Here is a 15,135-nt window from a genome sequence, read left to right on the forward strand (position 1 = left end):
ATCCGTGCGGTCGCCGCCCGGGAGGCGGCTGCACACCGGGAGCCGCGTGGAGCCCCCCGCATGCCGCGGCGGCCAGGGATGGCCGCCGCGGGTTGCACTCGTCAGAGGATGTCGAGCAGCTCGACGTCGAACACCAGGGTGCTGTGCGGCGGGATGCTGCCCACCGCCTGGCCGCCGTAGGCCAGCTCGGCCGGTACGTGCAGGCGCCACTTGCTGCCGGTGTTCATCAGTTGCAGGGCCTCGACCCAGCCGGCGATCACGCCGCCCACCGGGAACTCGGCCGGCTGGCCGCGCTGGTAGGAGCTGTCGAACACGCTGCCGTCGACCAGGGTGCCGTGGTAGTGGGTGCGCACGGTGTCGTCGCGGGACGGCTTGGCGCCCTCGCCGGCGACCAGCACTTCGTATTGCAGGCCGGACGGCAGCACGGTGACGCCCTCGCGCTTGGCGTTCTCCACCAGGTAGGCCTTGCCTTCGGCGGCGGCCGCCTCGGCCTTGGCCTGGGCTTCGGCCTGCATGCGCTGGCGGATCACCTGGAAGCTGGCGGACAGTTGCTCGGCGGGCACCCGGCTGTCGGCGCCGGCGCCGGCGAAGGCGTCGGCGAGGCCGGCCAGCACCGCGTCCAGGCTCATGCCCGGAACCGGGTTCTCACGCAGCTGGTCGCCCAGCTGGCGGCCGACGCCGTAGCTGACACGGGCTTCGTCGGTGGAAAGGTTGAGTTCGCTCATGGCGGGGCTCCGCTGGGTGAAAAAGGGCGGCCAGCCTAGCACAGTCAACCGCCCCGCCCCACCTCGGCCTCAATGCAGCGGCATGGCCACGCCTTCGTCGTTCTGCGCGCTGCCGCCCGGGGAGCCGCACATCTCGTCCTGCACCGCGGCGTGGACCAGCTGGAAGGGAATCGGCGGCAACGCCGTCAGCAGTTGGCGGGCATGCTCCAGCGAACGCACGCCCAGTACATGCCCCTTGGCGTCCTGGATCGGGATGAAGCGCTGGCCCATGCGCGCCTCCAGCACGTAGATGCCGCCCTCCAGGGATACCAGGTTGAGCTCGTCGATATCCCCGGCGAGTGAACGGTTGGTCAGCTCTTGCAGGTTCATTGCGCACCTCCAGGGTAGGGTCCAACGCAGCCAGTCTGGTACAGCGAGCCGGCTGCGCCCAGCGCAAACGACACCGCCCGTCGCCTGCGGCTGACGGGCGGTACGCCGGAGGCGGCAAAAACGATCAGTGGTCGTGGCGCGTGGCCTTGTCCAGGTAACCCATGGCGAACGCGGAGAGGACGAAGGTGAGGTGGATGATCACGTACCACATCAGCTTGTTGTCATCGACGTTCTTCGCATCCATGAAGATGCGCAGCAGGTGGATCGAGGAGATCGCCACGATGGAGGCCGCCACCTTGTTCTTCAGCGAGCTGGCGTCCATCTTGCCCAGCCAGCTGAGCTTCTCCTTGCCTTCGGAAATGTCCAGCTGCGAGACGAAGTTCTCGTAGCCGGAGAACATCACCATCACCAGCAGGCCGCCGACCAGGGCCATGTCGATCAGCGACAGCAGCACCAGGATCAGGTCGGCCTCGGCGATCGAGAAGATGTCCGGGAGGATGTGGAAGATCTCCTGGAAGAACTTGATGGTCAGTGCCAGCAGCGCCAGCGACAGACCGATATAGACCGGCGCCAGCAGCCAGCGGGCGGCGTACATGCTGTTTTCGATGAAACGTTCCATGGCCTTCGCAAAGGGAGTTCAGAAATGGCGGAGGATTATAGCTGAAGGCCCGCGGCGAGTTATCCAGTTATTCTGTGGATAAATATGTGCAGGAAGCCGGGAAGAAACGCGCCAGCCCCCGCCCGCCGGGGGTTGGCGGCGGTCGCTCAGAGACTGCACAATGCGCCTTCAGGACTCGGGGTGGGACTGGTAGTCCCCGAAGTTGCGCACGCGCTCGCCATTGATTCGTCGCAGCTCGGCCTGCAGGTGCAGCTGCCAGATGGGCAGGTCGTCGGCGGGCACGTAGCCCTGCTGGGCCAGGCAGTCGGCGATGGCTTCGAGCACGCCCTCGGCCACGAAAGGCCCGTAGAACGGGCCCTGGGCCTTGATGGCGGTGGGCTGCGCCCCCGCCATGCCCGCAGCGCAGAGCAGTGTCCAGAGTCCATTCTCTCCGGCCAGCGGCCTGATCACGCACTCGATGCGCGTGGTCAACCCCAGACAGGGGCGGATAAGGCAGAGGTTACGCGGCATGGCGGCACCCTCGCGGTTGTCCTGTTTTCGAGCCTACACCCGGGGTTGACCTCGGGAAAGCCCGTTTTATCCACGATAGTTGTGGATATCGTTGTGGACACCACGGGGGCAACGGCGCCCGACGAGCGCCATCGCTGGGGGCCCCGCCGCTGGTCAAGGACTGGCCAGCGGCAGCGGGCTCAGTCGCTGTCCTTCTTCTTGCGCGCCCGCTCCTTCTCCACCTGCGGCGCCTTGGCGGCCTTGGCCGCGGCCGGCGCGGCCTCCTTGGCGAGCTTCTCCTTGTCCTCCTCGTCCATGCCCATGGCATCGATCTCCTTGAGGCGCTCGACCACCCGCGCGTTGACGCTGCCGGCCGGGAACTGGCCCTTGGCGTCCGGCGCGCCGGCCGGCTCGCCGACCAGCAGGCCCAGCGCCTCGTCGACGTGGCGCACCGCGTAGACGTTGAACAGGCCGTTGCGCACCGCCTGCAGCACGCGCTCGTCGAGCATCAGGGTGCTGACGTTGGAGCGCGGGATGATCACCCCCTGCTCGCCGGTCAGGCCGCGGGCCTCGCAGAGGCGGAAGAAGCCCTCGATCTTCTCGTTGACGCCGCCGACCGCCTGCACTTCGCCGAACTGGTTGATCGAGCCGGTGATGGCGAAGCACTGCCGCAGCGGCGTGCGCGACAGCGCCGAGATCAGCGTGCAGACCTCGCCGAGCGAGGCGCTGTCGCCGTCGACGTAGCCGTAGGACTGCTCGAGCGCGATGCTCGCGGAGATTTCCAGCGGGTACTCCTGGGCATAGCGGCTGCCCAGGTAGCCGGTGAGGATCATCACGCCCTTGGAGTGGATCGGCTGGCCCAGGCTGACCTCGCGCTCGATGTCGACGATGCCGCTGCCGCCCGGGTAGACGGTGGCGGAGATGCGCGCCGGCACGCCGAACACCGAGTCGCCCACCTCCAGCACGGTGAGGCCGTTGCACTTGCCCACGGCGGCGCCTTCGGTGTCGATCAGCACGATGCCGGCCAGCATGTCGTCGAGGATCCGCGCCGAGACGCGGCCGGTGCGGGTTTCCTTGGCCTTGAGGGCGCGCTCGATGTGCCCCAGGTCGGTGACCGGCTCGTTGGCCAGCTGGCGGATGAAGTCCGCCTCGCTGACCAGCTGGAACAGGTCGCCGATGCGCGCCGACAGGCGCCCCTGGTGCTCGGCCAGGCGCGCGCTGTAGGTGGCCAGGCGCGCCACCGCGGTGGCGGTCAGCGGCGCCATGCCCTCTTCCGAGGTGCGCGTCTTGAGCAGCTGGGCGAACTGTTCGAGGCTGTCCTCGCCCAGCGGGATGTCCTCGTCGAAGTCGACCAGCACGCGGAACATCTCCTGGAAGTCCGGGTCCAGGTCCTGCAGGGTGTAGTAGATCTGCCGCGAGCCGATGATGATGACCTTCAGCTGCAGCGGGATCACCTGCGGCGTCAGGCTCATGGCGGCCAGGCGGCCGAGTTCGGCCAGCGGCGACTCCATTTTCAGCTGGCGCGTTTGCAGGGCGCGCTTGAGCGCGTCCCAGACGAAGGGCTCGCCCAGCAGCTTCTCCGCCTCCAGCACCAGGAAGCCGCCATTGGCGCGGTGCAGCGCGCCCGGGCGCAGCTGCCGGTAGCTGGTGTAGAGGGCGCCCTGGTCGGAGGCGTACTCGATGCGGCCGAACAGGTTGTCGTAGGTCGGGTGCGACTCGAGCACCACCGGCGCGCCGCTGGTGGCGTGGTGGCCGATCACCTGGTTGGGCGCGTACAGCTCCTGCAGCATCAGCTTGCGCTGGGCGTCGCTGCGCTCGGTATCCACCAGTTGGTCGACCACGGTCTTCAGCAGGTTCAGTTGCATGGCCTGCAGGTAGGTGCAGACCCCGCTGTTGTTGTTGTACTTCTCCACCAGCGGCGCCAGCAGCGGCTGCAGCGCGAGGGTGATGGTCTCCTCGTTGAGCTGGCGCAGCTGGTTGCTGGACTCGCGCTTCCACTGCGGCAGGCTGGCCAGCTCCTCGTTGAGCTGTTCCTCGAGCTCGGCGATGTCGGCGTGGAAACGCTCGCGCTCGGCCTCCGGCAGCTGGGCGAACTCGGCCTCGTCGAGGGCCTTGCCGTCCTTCATCGGGGTGAAGGCGATGTTCGCGCTGTCGCGGTACAGCGCCACGTCCTTCTCCAGGGCGAGGCGCTCGACGGTGTCCAGGGCCTTGTCGTAGCGCTGGTTGAAGGCGCGGTCGATGGCGCTCTTCTTCTGCTGGTAGGCCGGGTTCTCGAACACCGAGGGGAAGGTCGACAGCAGGTTGTCGATCAGCTGGTCGATGTCCGCGCCGAAGTCGGCGGCGCTGCCCGGCGGCAACTCGATGGCGCGCGGCTCGCGGCCCTCCTCGAAGTGGTTGACGTAGACCCAGTCGGCCGGCGTCGGCAGGCGCTTGGCCTCGGCCTTCAGGTAGCGCTGCACGAAGGAGAAGCGCCCGGTCCCCGGCTCGCCCATGACGAACACGTTGTAACCCGGCCGCGGCATGGCCACGCCGAACTGCAGGGCCTCCACCGCACGCTCCTGGCCGAGGACGCCGAGGAAGGGGTCCAGGTCGTCGGTGGTGGCGAAGGCAAACTGCTCGGGCGAGAAGGGACGGGTCAGTTCATCGGGCGCCAGGCGCAGGCCGGCGGCAACGGATTGGGGCATCGGAAGTCCTTGCATCGGGCGGCGCAAGGCCGCGGAGAGTTGCCCGCATTCTCGCGCCGGCCGCGCGCCACTGGCAAGGCGCGCGCAAGGGCGGGTCGATCAGTGCTGCAGGTCGGCGCAGCGCAGGCAGTATTCCGTGGCCGGCAGGGCGCGCAGGCGGCGGGGCTCGATGGCTTCGCCGCAGCGTACGCATTGTCCGTAGGTTCCGTCTGCCAGGCGCAGGCGGGCCAGGCCCACCAGGCGCATGCCGGCATCGGCTTCGGCCAGCAGGGCCCGCAGCACGTCATCGTTCTCCCGCTGCTGGGCCTGCTCGGCGAAGTCCGGCGAGTGGGCGCGCGCCAGGTCGCGGCGGATCGCGGCGGCACGCTGGGAATATTCGCTGGCCAGCGCATCCAGGGCAGAACGGGGGTCGAAATCATCTACGGCCATGACGCCTCTCCGACGGGCAAGGAACTGTTTCAAGTGTGGCCGGTTCCAAGGGAATCGCCGCTGATACCGATCAATAGCCTGTTGTGCGGAGCATGACGCAGTTCGCCCCGCCGTGGGTTGGGAGACATCGCGCCTTGACACCCCCAGGATATTCCTACAAAGCTCTGCCTGGCGCTGTTTGCTGTCAGCGGCTACGTACAGCCATGCATACGAACAAAGAGAGATACGCAGATGAAAAGGATTCTACTCGGTACCCTCCTCGCCACCGTTTCCATCGGTGCCTTCGCCGACGCCCCCGGCAGCGATGGCTGCGGCTGGGGCCAGATGCTCTTCAAGGGCCAGCGCGGCACCGCCACCCACGTGCTGGCGGCCACCACCAACGGCTCCTCGGGCAACAACACCTTCGGCATGACCACCGGCACCAACGGTTGCCACACCAATGGCGCGCTGACCTACGGCGGCAAGCCGATGATCGTGCTGAGCAGCATGATGGACGAGCTGTCCGAAGACATGGCCAAGGGTGACGGCGAAGCCCTGACCACCTACGCCGTGGTCCTGGGCGTGAAGCCCGAAGACCGCGCGCACTTCGCCGAAGTGACCCACGAGCACTTCGCGCAGATCTTCAACAAGTCCGACGTCACCGCCGAGGACGTCTACGCCAACACCCAGGCCGTGCTGAAACAGGACACCCGCCTGGCCAAGTACGCGGAACAGGCCTGAGCCTGACGGCCCGCCCCACCGGGGCGGGCTCCCCTACCCCGACCCGCTAAGGTCCCCATGCCCAAACGCCTGTTGCCATGGCTGGCGCTGTGCGCCTGCGCATCCCTGCACGCGAGCCCCCAATTCCCCGAATCCCGCCTCCAGGCCCTGGCCGCGCAGCCCTACTGGCTGGCCCTGGGGCACTACACGCCGAGCAAGCTGGGCGGCTGGCGCAGCTTCGTCGACGACGACCGGTTCTTCCTCGCCGACGACGGCGAGCGCTCGCCCGAGCACGAGCTCAAGGCCACCCTGGACGCCCTCTACGCCGCCCCCGACCTGGGCGACAAGCATGCCCAGTGCGTCTACCCGGCGCGCACCCGCTGGCTGAAGCAGCAACTGCAGCTGACCGACCTGCCGCGCCCCGCGTGCCAGGAGTACGACACCTGGTACGGCGACATCAACCCGCACAGCGCGGTGCTGGTGTTCCCCGCCGCCTACCTGAACAGCCCCTCGTCGATGTTCGGCCACACCCTGCTGCGCATCGACCAGGCCGACGTCGACAGCAACAACACCGCCCTGCTCAGCTACGCGCTGAACTTCGGCGCCTTCATCGAGGGCATGGACAACAGCATCCTCTACGCCTGGAAGGGCCTGATGGGCGGCTACCCCGGCCTGTTCGCCCTGGTGCCCTACCGCGAGAAGCTCTCCGAATACAGCCGCCTGGAGAACCGCGACCTCTGGGAGTACCGCCTGAACCTCACGCCCGAAGAGACCGGGCGCATGGTCGAGCACGTCTGGGAGCTCAAGCAGGTCCGCTTCAAGTACTTCTTCTTCGACGAGAACTGCTCCTTCCGCCTGCTCGAACTGCTGGAGATCGCCCGCCCCGGGGTGAAGCTGACCGACGGATTCCCGCTCTACGCCATCCCCACCGACACCGTGCGCGCGGTGAAGCAGGCCGGGATGATCGACAGGATCGACTACCGCCCCTCGCGGGAGAAGGAACTGCTGGCCCGCGCCGAGCCGCTGGACACCGGCGAGAAACAGCTGGCCCGGCGCCTGGCCGACGACGACCGCCTGCTCGACAGCCCCGAATTCAAGGCCCTGCCCGCGCCGCGCCAGGCGCTGGTGCAGGACACCGCCTTCCGCCTGCTGCGCTACCGCGCCACCGGCAAGGCGCGCGACGAGGCCGATGCCGCGCGCAGCTACCAGTTGCTGCGGGCGATCAACCAGAACCCGCCGCCGCCGGCCCGGGTGGAGCGCCCCGGGCAACCGGAGGAAGGCCACCAGTCGCTGACCTGGCAGCTCGGCGCCGGCAGCCGCGACGGCCAGGCCTTCGCCGACTACGGCCTGCGCATGGCCTACCACGACCTGCTGGACAACAGCTACGGCTTCCCCCAGGGCGCGCAGCTGGAGCTGGGCGACCTGCGCCTGCGCCAGTACGAGGGCAACCGCTGGCAGCTGCAGCGCCTGGACCTGGTCAGCATCCGCTCCATGACCCCGCGCAACGCCCTGTTGCAACCGCTGTCCTGGCAGGTCACCGGCGGCTGGGAGCGGGTGCCGGGCAAGCACAGCGACGACGGCCACGACACCCTGGCCGGCCACGTCAACGGCGGCGCCGGCGGCAGCTGGAAGCTCGCCGACGACCTGCAGGCCTACGCCCTGGGCACCGCACGGATCGAAAACAACCCCGACTTCGCCGCCACAGTGGCGCCGGCGCTGGGCTTCGACACCGGCGTGCTCTGGCGCAACCCGCTGGGCAACCTGGCCCTGGAGGCCAAGGGCGACTACTTCCACAACGGCGAAGTGCGCCGCAGCCTGAGCCTCGGCCAGCAGGTGGAACTGAGCCGCAACCTCGGCCTGCGCCTGTCCGCCGAACGCCAGTTCAGCCACCAGGCCGGGCCGGTCGGCGAGGTCATGCTGGAACTGCGCTGGTACCATTACTGAGGCGTGCGGCGCCTCAGCCCTTCACGGCCGCCCAATCCAGCCGGAAGCGCGCCAGGTACTTGCGCAGACGATCGGCGTCATTGGGGTTATGCTTCTCCTGGCGCGACACCGCGAACAATTGGCGGCCGGCGTCGGACAGGCTGCGCGCCTGCCGGCAGACGTCGATCACCGCCTCCAGTTGCAGGCGGTCGAACAGGTCCAGTGCCTCGGCGCCCTCCCCCAACAGCTGCCGCACGGCACCTTCCGCTTGCGCGATACCCCAGGAGCGGCGCAGGCGGCCGATCTCTTCCTCCACCAACGCTTCGTCGATGCGCCCGCTGTCGGCCAAGGTCGCCATGCGCGTGATGGAGGCCGACAGCTCGCGGAAGTTGCCGCTCCATAGCGCCTGCGCCGAGTTGGCGAAAGCCAGGTAGCGCGTGCGCGCCTCGCGGTTGAAGCGCACCAGGCGGCCCTGCTCGCGGGCATGGCGCTCCAACTCGAAATCAATGTTCGGCTCGATGTCTTCACGACGCCCGGCCAGGCCCGGCAGGTCGAAGGTCCAGAGGTTGATACGGGCGAACAGGTCCTCGCGGAACAATCCTTCGGCCACACGCTCTCGCAAGTCGCGGTGAGTGCCGGCAATCAGTTGGAAGTCGCTGCTGACCTCGCGGTCCGAGCCAAGCGGGAAGAAGCGCTTTTCCTCGATGGCCTTGAGCAGCATGGCCTGCTCGTCCAGTCCCAGCTCGCCGATCTCGTCGAGGAACAGCATGCCGCCATTAGCCCCGCGTAACAGGCCTTCCCGGGAGTTCTGCGCGCCGGTGAAGGCGCCCTTGACGTGGCCAAACAACGCGGACATGGCGCCATCACCACGCAGCGTCGCGCAGTTCACTTCGACGAAGCGGCCCTGGAACTGGTGCCGGGCGCGTTTGAGTTCGTACACGCGGCGGGCGAGGAACGACTTGCCGGCTCCGGTCGGACCGATCAGCAGCATCGGCGCACAGGAGCGCCCGGCGACCCGCTCGATCTGCTCGATGGAGCGGTTGAACTCGGCATTGCGCGTGGCGATGCCAGACTTGAGAAAGGCCAGGCTCTCTTCCTGTTCGCGGCGGAACCGCGTGGCGATGCGGTCGTAACGCGACAGGTCGAGGTCGATCAGCGTCACCGTCCCTTCCGGGTGCCGAGCCTCGTCCTTGCGCCGCGACGGCGAGGCCTGCACCAGCCGCGCCGGCAGGTAGCGCGCCTCGGTCAGGAGGAACCAGCAGATCTGCGCGACGTGAGTCCCGGTGGTGATGTGTACCAGGTAGTCCTCGCTCTCGGTATCGAAGGTGTAGCCGCCGACGAAATCGTGCAGCGCGCCGTAGACCTCTTCGAAGTCCCAAGGGTTGCGCAAGGCCATGGGTTGCAGGCGCACCTCGGTCTCCGGCGAGACGTGCCGCACGTCGGCGGCGATGCGCTCGGCCAGGCTGACGTCCCGCGCATCCAGGCCGTGGATCAGCTCCAGGCGATCGATCAGCAGGTCCTGCTGCTGGCACAGGCCAACCGTGGGCCGCCACTTCTGCCAGCGCGCTGCGCCCTTGCCGACGCGGTCCAGAGTGGAGCCGAGGAAACCGATGGCGACGGTCTTGCGTCCTGCGGACATGAACATCCCTCTATCCAATTTGATAAAATCCTATCCCAATAGATCTAAATATCGATAGATCTCGATCACCGAAAAATCCACCCATGTCACTCGAAAATAAAATTAATTTTAAAAATCAATAAGTTAAAAATAATTCACGGCTCAAAAATCAAACCTGGCACGCTGCCTGCTCTATCTCTGGCAACACCAACGAAACAGAGCGAGACGGCAAGATGGCCAACACCCGACTGTTCAATACTCTCGATGCCCGCCTGCCGGCCATCGACACCTGCAACCAGAACGGAGCGGGTGCCTATGCCTACGGCGCACGTCATCAACTGGCGCAGTTGGCAGTCACCGGTTGCCTGAACCAGACCTATTACGCCGATGCCCAGGACCAACTGGATCGCGTACTGGCCCTGGCCAGCGAGCTGGACGCCGCCTTCGTCACCCGCACGGCGATCTATGCCCGTCAGCAGGGCCACATGAAGGACATGCCTGCGCTGCTGGTAGCGGCTTTGGCGGCACAGCGCTCGTCCCTGCTGCCGAGCGCGTTCGCCAAGGTGATCGACAACGGCAGGATGCTGCGCACCTTCGTGCAGATTCTGCGCAGCGGCGCGACTGGCCGTAAATCGCTGGGCTCGCAGCCCAAGCGACTGGTGCAGGACTGGCTCAACAACGCCAGCGAGCGTCAGTTGCTGCAGGCCGCGGTGGGACGCCAGCCTTCGCTGGCCGACTTGGTGAAGATGGTTCACCCGAAGCCGAATACGGCCTGGCGCGCAGCCTTCTTCGCCTGGCTGCTCGGCAAACCGGTGGCTGCCGACGCTTTGCCGCCGCTGACGCGGGACCTGCTGGCCTTCCGCAGCGGAGCCAGCGATGAGCTGCCGGATGTGCCGCACCTGCTGTTGGGCAACCGTCAGTTATCGGCACAGCAATGGGCCGAGTTGGGCCGGCGCATGGGCTGGCAGGCGTTGCGGATGAACCTGAATACCCTGGCCCGCCACGGCGCACTGGCGTTGCCGGGCGTGGCAGAAGAGCTGGCGGACCGGTTGGCCGATGCGCAGGCAGTGGCGAAGGCGCGGGTCTACCCGTACCAGTTGCTGACGGCCTATCGCATGGCCGGCGCAGATGTGCCGCAAGTCATCCGCAATGCCCTGCAGAGCGCGCTGGAACATTCGCTGCAGAACGTACCGGCGCTGAAAGGCTCGGTGGTGGTTTGCCCGGACGTGTCCGGCTCCATGGGCAGCCCGGTGACGGGTTACCGCCAGGGCGCGACGACAGCGGTGCGCTGCATCGATATCGCAGCGCTGGTCGCCGCGGCGATCCTGCGTCAGCAGCCACTGGCTCGGGTGATGCCGTTCGAGCGCGATGTGGTGAACGTGCAGCTCAACCCGCGTGACAGCGTGATGAGCAACGCCGGCAAACTGGCAGCCATCGGCGGCGGAGGCACCAACTGCTCCGCACCGCTGGCACGGCTGGCCGACGAGCGCGCCAGGGTGGATACGCTGATCCTGGTTTCGGACAACGAATCCTGGATTGATGGAAAACGCCACGGCGCAACGCAAACGCTGCACCAGTGGGAACGTATCAAGCGCGTCAACTCGCAGGCCCGGATGATCTGCATCGACATCCAGCCCTACGGTACTACGCAGGCGAAGGATCGCCAGGACATCCTCAACGTCGGTGGTTTCGGCGATGCGGTGTTCGATGTGATGACGCAGTTCGCCGACGGTCGCTACGACGCACGGCACTGGGTACGGATGATCGAGTCGATGGAGATTTGAAAAGCCGTGCTCCGCCAATGAGGGCGGAGCACGCGACAGAATGAATTTCGCGGCGTCATGAATGCCGTCGGGACTACAGGTGAAGCCAGGCCGGCCCTGCCGGTACGAGCGAGCAGGTTCGAGCCCTGCGGCGCGCTTGCGCGATAAAGTCCCGGCGAACCTGGTCATGACGAAGCGAGGCACGAATGCGCACGGGTGTACATGGTCCAGCCGGTTCGACTCCGGCCCGCAGCGATGCGGATCACTCGCGCACCTTGTCGTGCCATCCTTGTTGCAACGTTATGCGACGAATGCCGGTGGAACTACACCCTTCCACGGTCGAGATGCGGGTTCGAGTCCCGTCGGCTCCAATATCAGGGGGGCCGTAGTTCAATGGCAGAACACGAAAATACGTTTCACCCCCCTTGTCGTCGCACCTTTTCACCCCGCCAGGCCGGCGGACAGGCAACGAATGCCTGGGGCAGTACATCGGGTCGCGGGTTCGACCCCCGCTCCGCTCAAACGGGTAGCTCAGTCGGTAGAGCAGATCTGTCCCTCATCTCGTCGCTGCCCCGGCCACACACGAATCTTCGGCATTGCCTTGGCGAATGCCGGTGGAACTACATGGACGGAAAGGTTGTGGGTTCGAATCCCGCCGGCTCCTGGAGCCGTAGCTCAATCGGATAGAGCGCTCTGCACGTTTCACCAGAAACTTGTCGCCATGCAAGGCCAGTGACACAGGAACGAGAGAGATGAACATGAAAACCTTCCAGCTACTGGAGGTCGCCAACGGCAAACCGATCAAGCTCTGGACCCAGGGCGTACCGGTGGAAGAAGACGCCAGGCAACAGCTGATGAACACCGCGAAGATGCCCTTCATCTTCAAGCACCTGGCCGTGATGCCGGATGTGCACCTGGGCAAGGGTTCGACGATAGGCAGCGTGATCCCTACCAAGGGCGCCATCATTCCGGCTGCCGTGGGCGTAGATATCGGCTGTGGGATGATCGCCGCGCGTACCTCGCTGGTAGCTTCGGACCTGCCGGACAACCTGCATCACCTGCGGACAGCCATCGAGAAGGCCGTGCCCCACGGCAAGACCTTCGGCCGCCGCGACCAGGGCGCCTGGGAAGACGTGCCCGCACACGCCGACGACGCGTGGCGTGCATTGGCCGGACGCTTCAAGGCGATCACCGACAAGCACCCGAAGCTGGAGAAGACCAACAACCGCAAGCACCTGGGAACCCTCGGCACCGGCAACCACTTCATCGAAGTCTGCCTCGACGAGGCCGACCGCGTCTGGTTCATGCTGCACAGCGGATCGCGCGGCGTGGGTAACGCCATCGGCAACCTGTTCATCGAACTGGCCCAGGCCGACATGCGCCAGCACATCGCCAACCTGCCAGACCGTAACCTGGCCTACTTCGAAGAAGGCAGCCAGCACTTCGATGACTACGTGGAAGCCGTGGGCTGGGCCCAGGACTTTGCCCGGCAGAACCGCGAGCTGATGATGCGCGCGGTGATCGCCGCCGCGCGGCAGGTCATCCGCAAACCGTTCGAGGCCAGCCTGGAAGCGGTGAACTGCCACCACAACTACGTGCAGAGGGAACGCCACTTCGGCGAAGAGGTGTTGGTGACGCGCAAGGGCGCGGTATCCGCGCAGAAAGGCCAGCTCGGCATCATTCCCGGCTCGATGGGCGCCAAGAGCTTCATCGTCCGCGGCCTGGGCAACGAGGAAGCCTTCTGCTCCTGCAGCCACGGCGCCGGCCGCACCATGAGCCGGACCAAGGCCAAGAAGCTGTTCAGCGTGGAAGACCAGGTGCGCGCCACCGCCCATGTCGAATGCAGGAAGGACAAGGACGTAATCGACGAGATCCCCATGGCCTACAAGGACATCGACGCAGTGATGGAGGCCCAGCGCGAGCTGGTGGAAGTGCTGCACACCCTGCGCCAAGTGGTGTGCGTGAAAGGATGAAAGGAATTACCCATGAACAGGGAAGAACGTCATCCACTCCCCGCCGCCATGCGCGAGCGGGTACTGGAGGAACTGAAGAAACTGGAGCAGGAGCGCGACGTAAGCGTGCTCTATGCCTGCGAATCCGGCAGCCGTGCCTGGGGATTCGCCTCGCCGGACAGCGACTATGATGTGCGCTTCGTCTACGTGCATCAGCCAGACTGGTATCTGCGCGTGGAAGAGCCGCGCGACGTGCTGGAGCGCCCACTGACCGACGAGCTGGATCTCAGCGGCTGGGAGCTGCGCAAGACACTACGGCTGCTACGCAAATCCAACCCGACGCTGCTGGAGTGGCTGGATTCGCCATTGGTTTACCGCAGCGAAACCGAGGCGACCGACGGACTTCGCCAACTGGCGCAAGCCTTCTACTCACCCGCTGCCGCCCGCGCCCACTATCTGTCGATGGCGCGGAAGAACTTCCGTGGCTACCTGCAGGGCGACGAGGTTCGCTACAAGAAATACCTCTACGTGCTGCGTCCACTGCTGGCCGTCCGCTGGATAGACCTGGGCCTCGGCATGCCGCCAATGGTATTCGAGACGCTGATGGAAGCGACGCTGAAGGACGCCGCCGAGCGCGCTGAAGTCGAAGAGCTGCTGGTACTCAAGCGTCAGGCCGTCGAGGCCGAATACGGTCCCGCGCGCCCAGCCCTGCATCGGCTGATCGAGGCAGAACTGCAACGCGCGGAAACCCTTGGCGCACCCCGTGGTGGCTGCCACGGTACGGAGCGCCTGGATCGCTTTCTGCGCGAACAGGTAAGGAAGTACGCAAGATGAACAAGAACATGATCGAACTCGACGGTGCCGAAGGCGGTGGACAGATACTGCGCAGCGCGCTGAGCCTGGCGATGATCACCGGCAAGACGCTGCGCATCGTCAACATCCGTGGCCGGCGCTCGCGGCCGGGACTGTTGCGCCAGCACCTGACGGCGGTACGAGCGGCGGCGAAAATCTGTGGTGCGACGGTGGAGGGCGCGGAGCTGGGCTCCCTCAACCTGACCTTCCGACCGGGTGCGATTCGCGGCGGTGATTACCATTTTTCCATCGGCAGCGCGGGTAGCGCCGTGCTGGTTTTGCAGGCAGTGTTGCCTGCGCTGCTGTACGCCGACGGCCCAAGCAGCCTGTCGATCAGCGGCGGCACGCACAATCCGCTGGCGCCGCCGGCGGACTTCATCGAGCACAGCTGGTTGCCGCTGCTGCGACGCATGGGGGCAAAGGTCGACTTCGAACTGCTACGCCACGGCTTCATGCCCGCGGGCGGCGGCGAACTGGCAATGCGAGTGGAGCCGGGCGAGTTGCAGCCGTTGCATCTGCCGGAAGCCGGAACCGAACGTTCACGTTCGGCCCGCGCCTTGCTCGCGGCCATTCCCGGCCATGTGGCGGACCGCGAACTGGAGCGGGTGCGCCGCCATGCGGATTGGCACACAGCGGCCACGCAGGTCGTGCGCCTGCCGGACGACCAGGGGCCAGGCAACGCACTGCTGCTGGAGATCGAATGCGAGCACCTGAATCTGGTGTTCTGCGCTTTCGGCCAGTCCGGCGTGAGCGCGGAGCGGGTCGCCAGTCAGGCGCTGCGCCAGGCCGCCGACTGGTGCGACAGCGGCACCAGCACCGAGGAACACCTGGCCGACCAATTGTTGCTGCCCATGGCGCTGGCCGGCGGCGGAAGCTTCACCACTCCGGCGCTGAGCGACCATCTGCTGAGCAACCGGGCGGTGATCGAAGCCTTCCTGCCGGCACGCATCGATTGCGAAGCGCGCGCGAAGGGCGGCCAGTACATCCACATCACGCCAGTTTGACGCTTTCCT

Annotated in this window: 13 protein-coding genes; 6 read left to right on the top strand and 7 right to left on the bottom strand. The window is 66.4% G+C overall.

Features of this window, described 5'->3' with window-relative positions:
• Window positions 1–101: 101 nt before the first annotated feature.
• From bamJ to CHC02_RS08870, 6 genes are all read right to left on the bottom strand, one after another.
• Window positions 102–725: a BamJ family beta-barrel-assembly machinery protein gene (bamJ, locus tag CHC02_RS08845; protein WP_089391113.1), complete on the bottom strand. Its 624-nt coding sequence runs from the start codon at window positions 723–725 to the stop codon at window positions 102–104.
• 69 nt (window positions 726–794) lie between these two features.
• Window positions 795–1,094 (bottom strand): DUF6482 family protein, encoded by a 300-nt coding sequence (locus tag CHC02_RS08850; protein WP_089391114.1) that lies wholly within the window; start codon window positions 1,092–1,094, stop codon window positions 795–797.
• A 124-nt stretch (window positions 1,095–1,218) separates the two neighbouring features.
• Window positions 1,219–1,713: a TIGR00645 family protein gene (locus CHC02_RS08855; protein ID WP_064581933.1), complete on the bottom strand. Its 495-nt coding sequence runs from the start codon at window positions 1,711–1,713 to the stop codon at window positions 1,219–1,221.
• Between the two features lie 168 nt (window positions 1,714–1,881).
• Window positions 1,882–2,223, bottom strand: coding sequence for a PA4575 family protein (locus tag CHC02_RS08860; protein ID WP_089391115.1), 342 nt, complete (start codon window positions 2,221–2,223; stop codon window positions 1,882–1,884).
• 179 nt (window positions 2,224–2,402) lie between these two features.
• The gene (locus CHC02_RS08865; RefSeq protein ID WP_089391116.1) at window positions 2,403–4,886 is read right to left on the bottom strand and encodes a Lon protease family protein; all 2,484 of its coding nucleotides are present in this window, start codon (window positions 4,884–4,886) and stop codon (window positions 2,403–2,405) included.
• A 99-nt stretch (window positions 4,887–4,985) separates the two neighbouring features.
• On the bottom strand, window positions 4,986–5,315 hold the full coding sequence (locus CHC02_RS08870; protein ID WP_089391117.1) for a TraR/DksA family transcriptional regulator: 330 nt from the start codon (window positions 5,313–5,315) through the stop codon (window positions 4,986–4,988).
• Between the two features lie 231 nt (window positions 5,316–5,546).
• On the opposite strand from CHC02_RS08870, the gene CHC02_RS08875 reads away from it, so the two are divergent.
• Both CHC02_RS08875 and CHC02_RS08880 read left to right on the top strand, forming a co-directional pair.
• On the top strand, window positions 5,547–6,035 hold the full coding sequence (locus CHC02_RS08875) for a DUF3015 domain-containing protein (protein WP_009617533.1): 489 nt from the start codon (window positions 5,547–5,549) through the stop codon (window positions 6,033–6,035).
• 57 nt (window positions 6,036–6,092) lie between these two features.
• The gene (locus tag CHC02_RS08880) at window positions 6,093–7,958 is read left to right on the top strand and encodes an Lnb N-terminal periplasmic domain-containing protein (protein WP_089391118.1); all 1,866 of its coding nucleotides are present in this window, start codon (window positions 6,093–6,095) and stop codon (window positions 7,956–7,958) included.
• A 13-nt stretch (window positions 7,959–7,971) separates the two neighbouring features.
• Here CHC02_RS08880 and rtcR read toward each other — a convergent pair whose 3' ends face one another.
• Window positions 7,972–9,576: an RNA repair transcriptional activator RtcR gene (gene rtcR, locus CHC02_RS08885; protein ID WP_089391251.1), complete on the bottom strand. Its 1,605-nt coding sequence runs from the start codon at window positions 9,574–9,576 to the stop codon at window positions 7,972–7,974.
• A 212-nt stretch (window positions 9,577–9,788) separates the two neighbouring features.
• Between rtcR and CHC02_RS08890 the strand changes: the two genes are divergently transcribed.
• The 4 genes from CHC02_RS08890 to rtcA all read left to right on the top strand — a co-directional run bounded on the left by CHC02_RS08890 (window position 9,789) and on the right by rtcA (window position 15,126).
• A complete protein-coding gene (locus CHC02_RS08890) occupies window positions 9,789–11,339 on the top strand; it encodes a vWA domain-containing protein (protein ID WP_089391119.1) in 1,551 nt (516 codons plus the stop codon).
• Window positions 11,340–12,076: 737 nt separating this feature from the next.
• A complete protein-coding gene (locus CHC02_RS08895) occupies window positions 12,077–13,291 on the top strand; it encodes an RtcB family protein (protein WP_089391252.1) in 1,215 nt (404 codons plus the stop codon).
• A gap of 12 nt (window positions 13,292–13,303) precedes the next feature.
• The gene (locus CHC02_RS08900) at window positions 13,304–14,104 is read left to right on the top strand and encodes a nucleotidyltransferase domain-containing protein (protein WP_089391120.1); all 801 of its coding nucleotides are present in this window, start codon (window positions 13,304–13,306) and stop codon (window positions 14,102–14,104) included.
• On the top strand, window positions 14,101–15,126 hold the full coding sequence (gene rtcA, locus CHC02_RS08905) for an RNA 3'-terminal phosphate cyclase (protein ID WP_089391121.1): 1,026 nt from the start codon (window positions 14,101–14,103) through the stop codon (window positions 15,124–15,126). Before CHC02_RS08900 ends, rtcA begins: the two co-directional genes overlap by 4 nt.
• Window positions 15,127–15,135: the final 9 nt, after the last annotated feature.

The sequence above is a fragment of the Pseudomonas delhiensis genome (genome assembly GCF_900187975.1).
Lineage (GTDB): Bacteria > Pseudomonadota > Gammaproteobacteria > Pseudomonadales > Pseudomonadaceae > Pseudomonas > Pseudomonas delhiensis.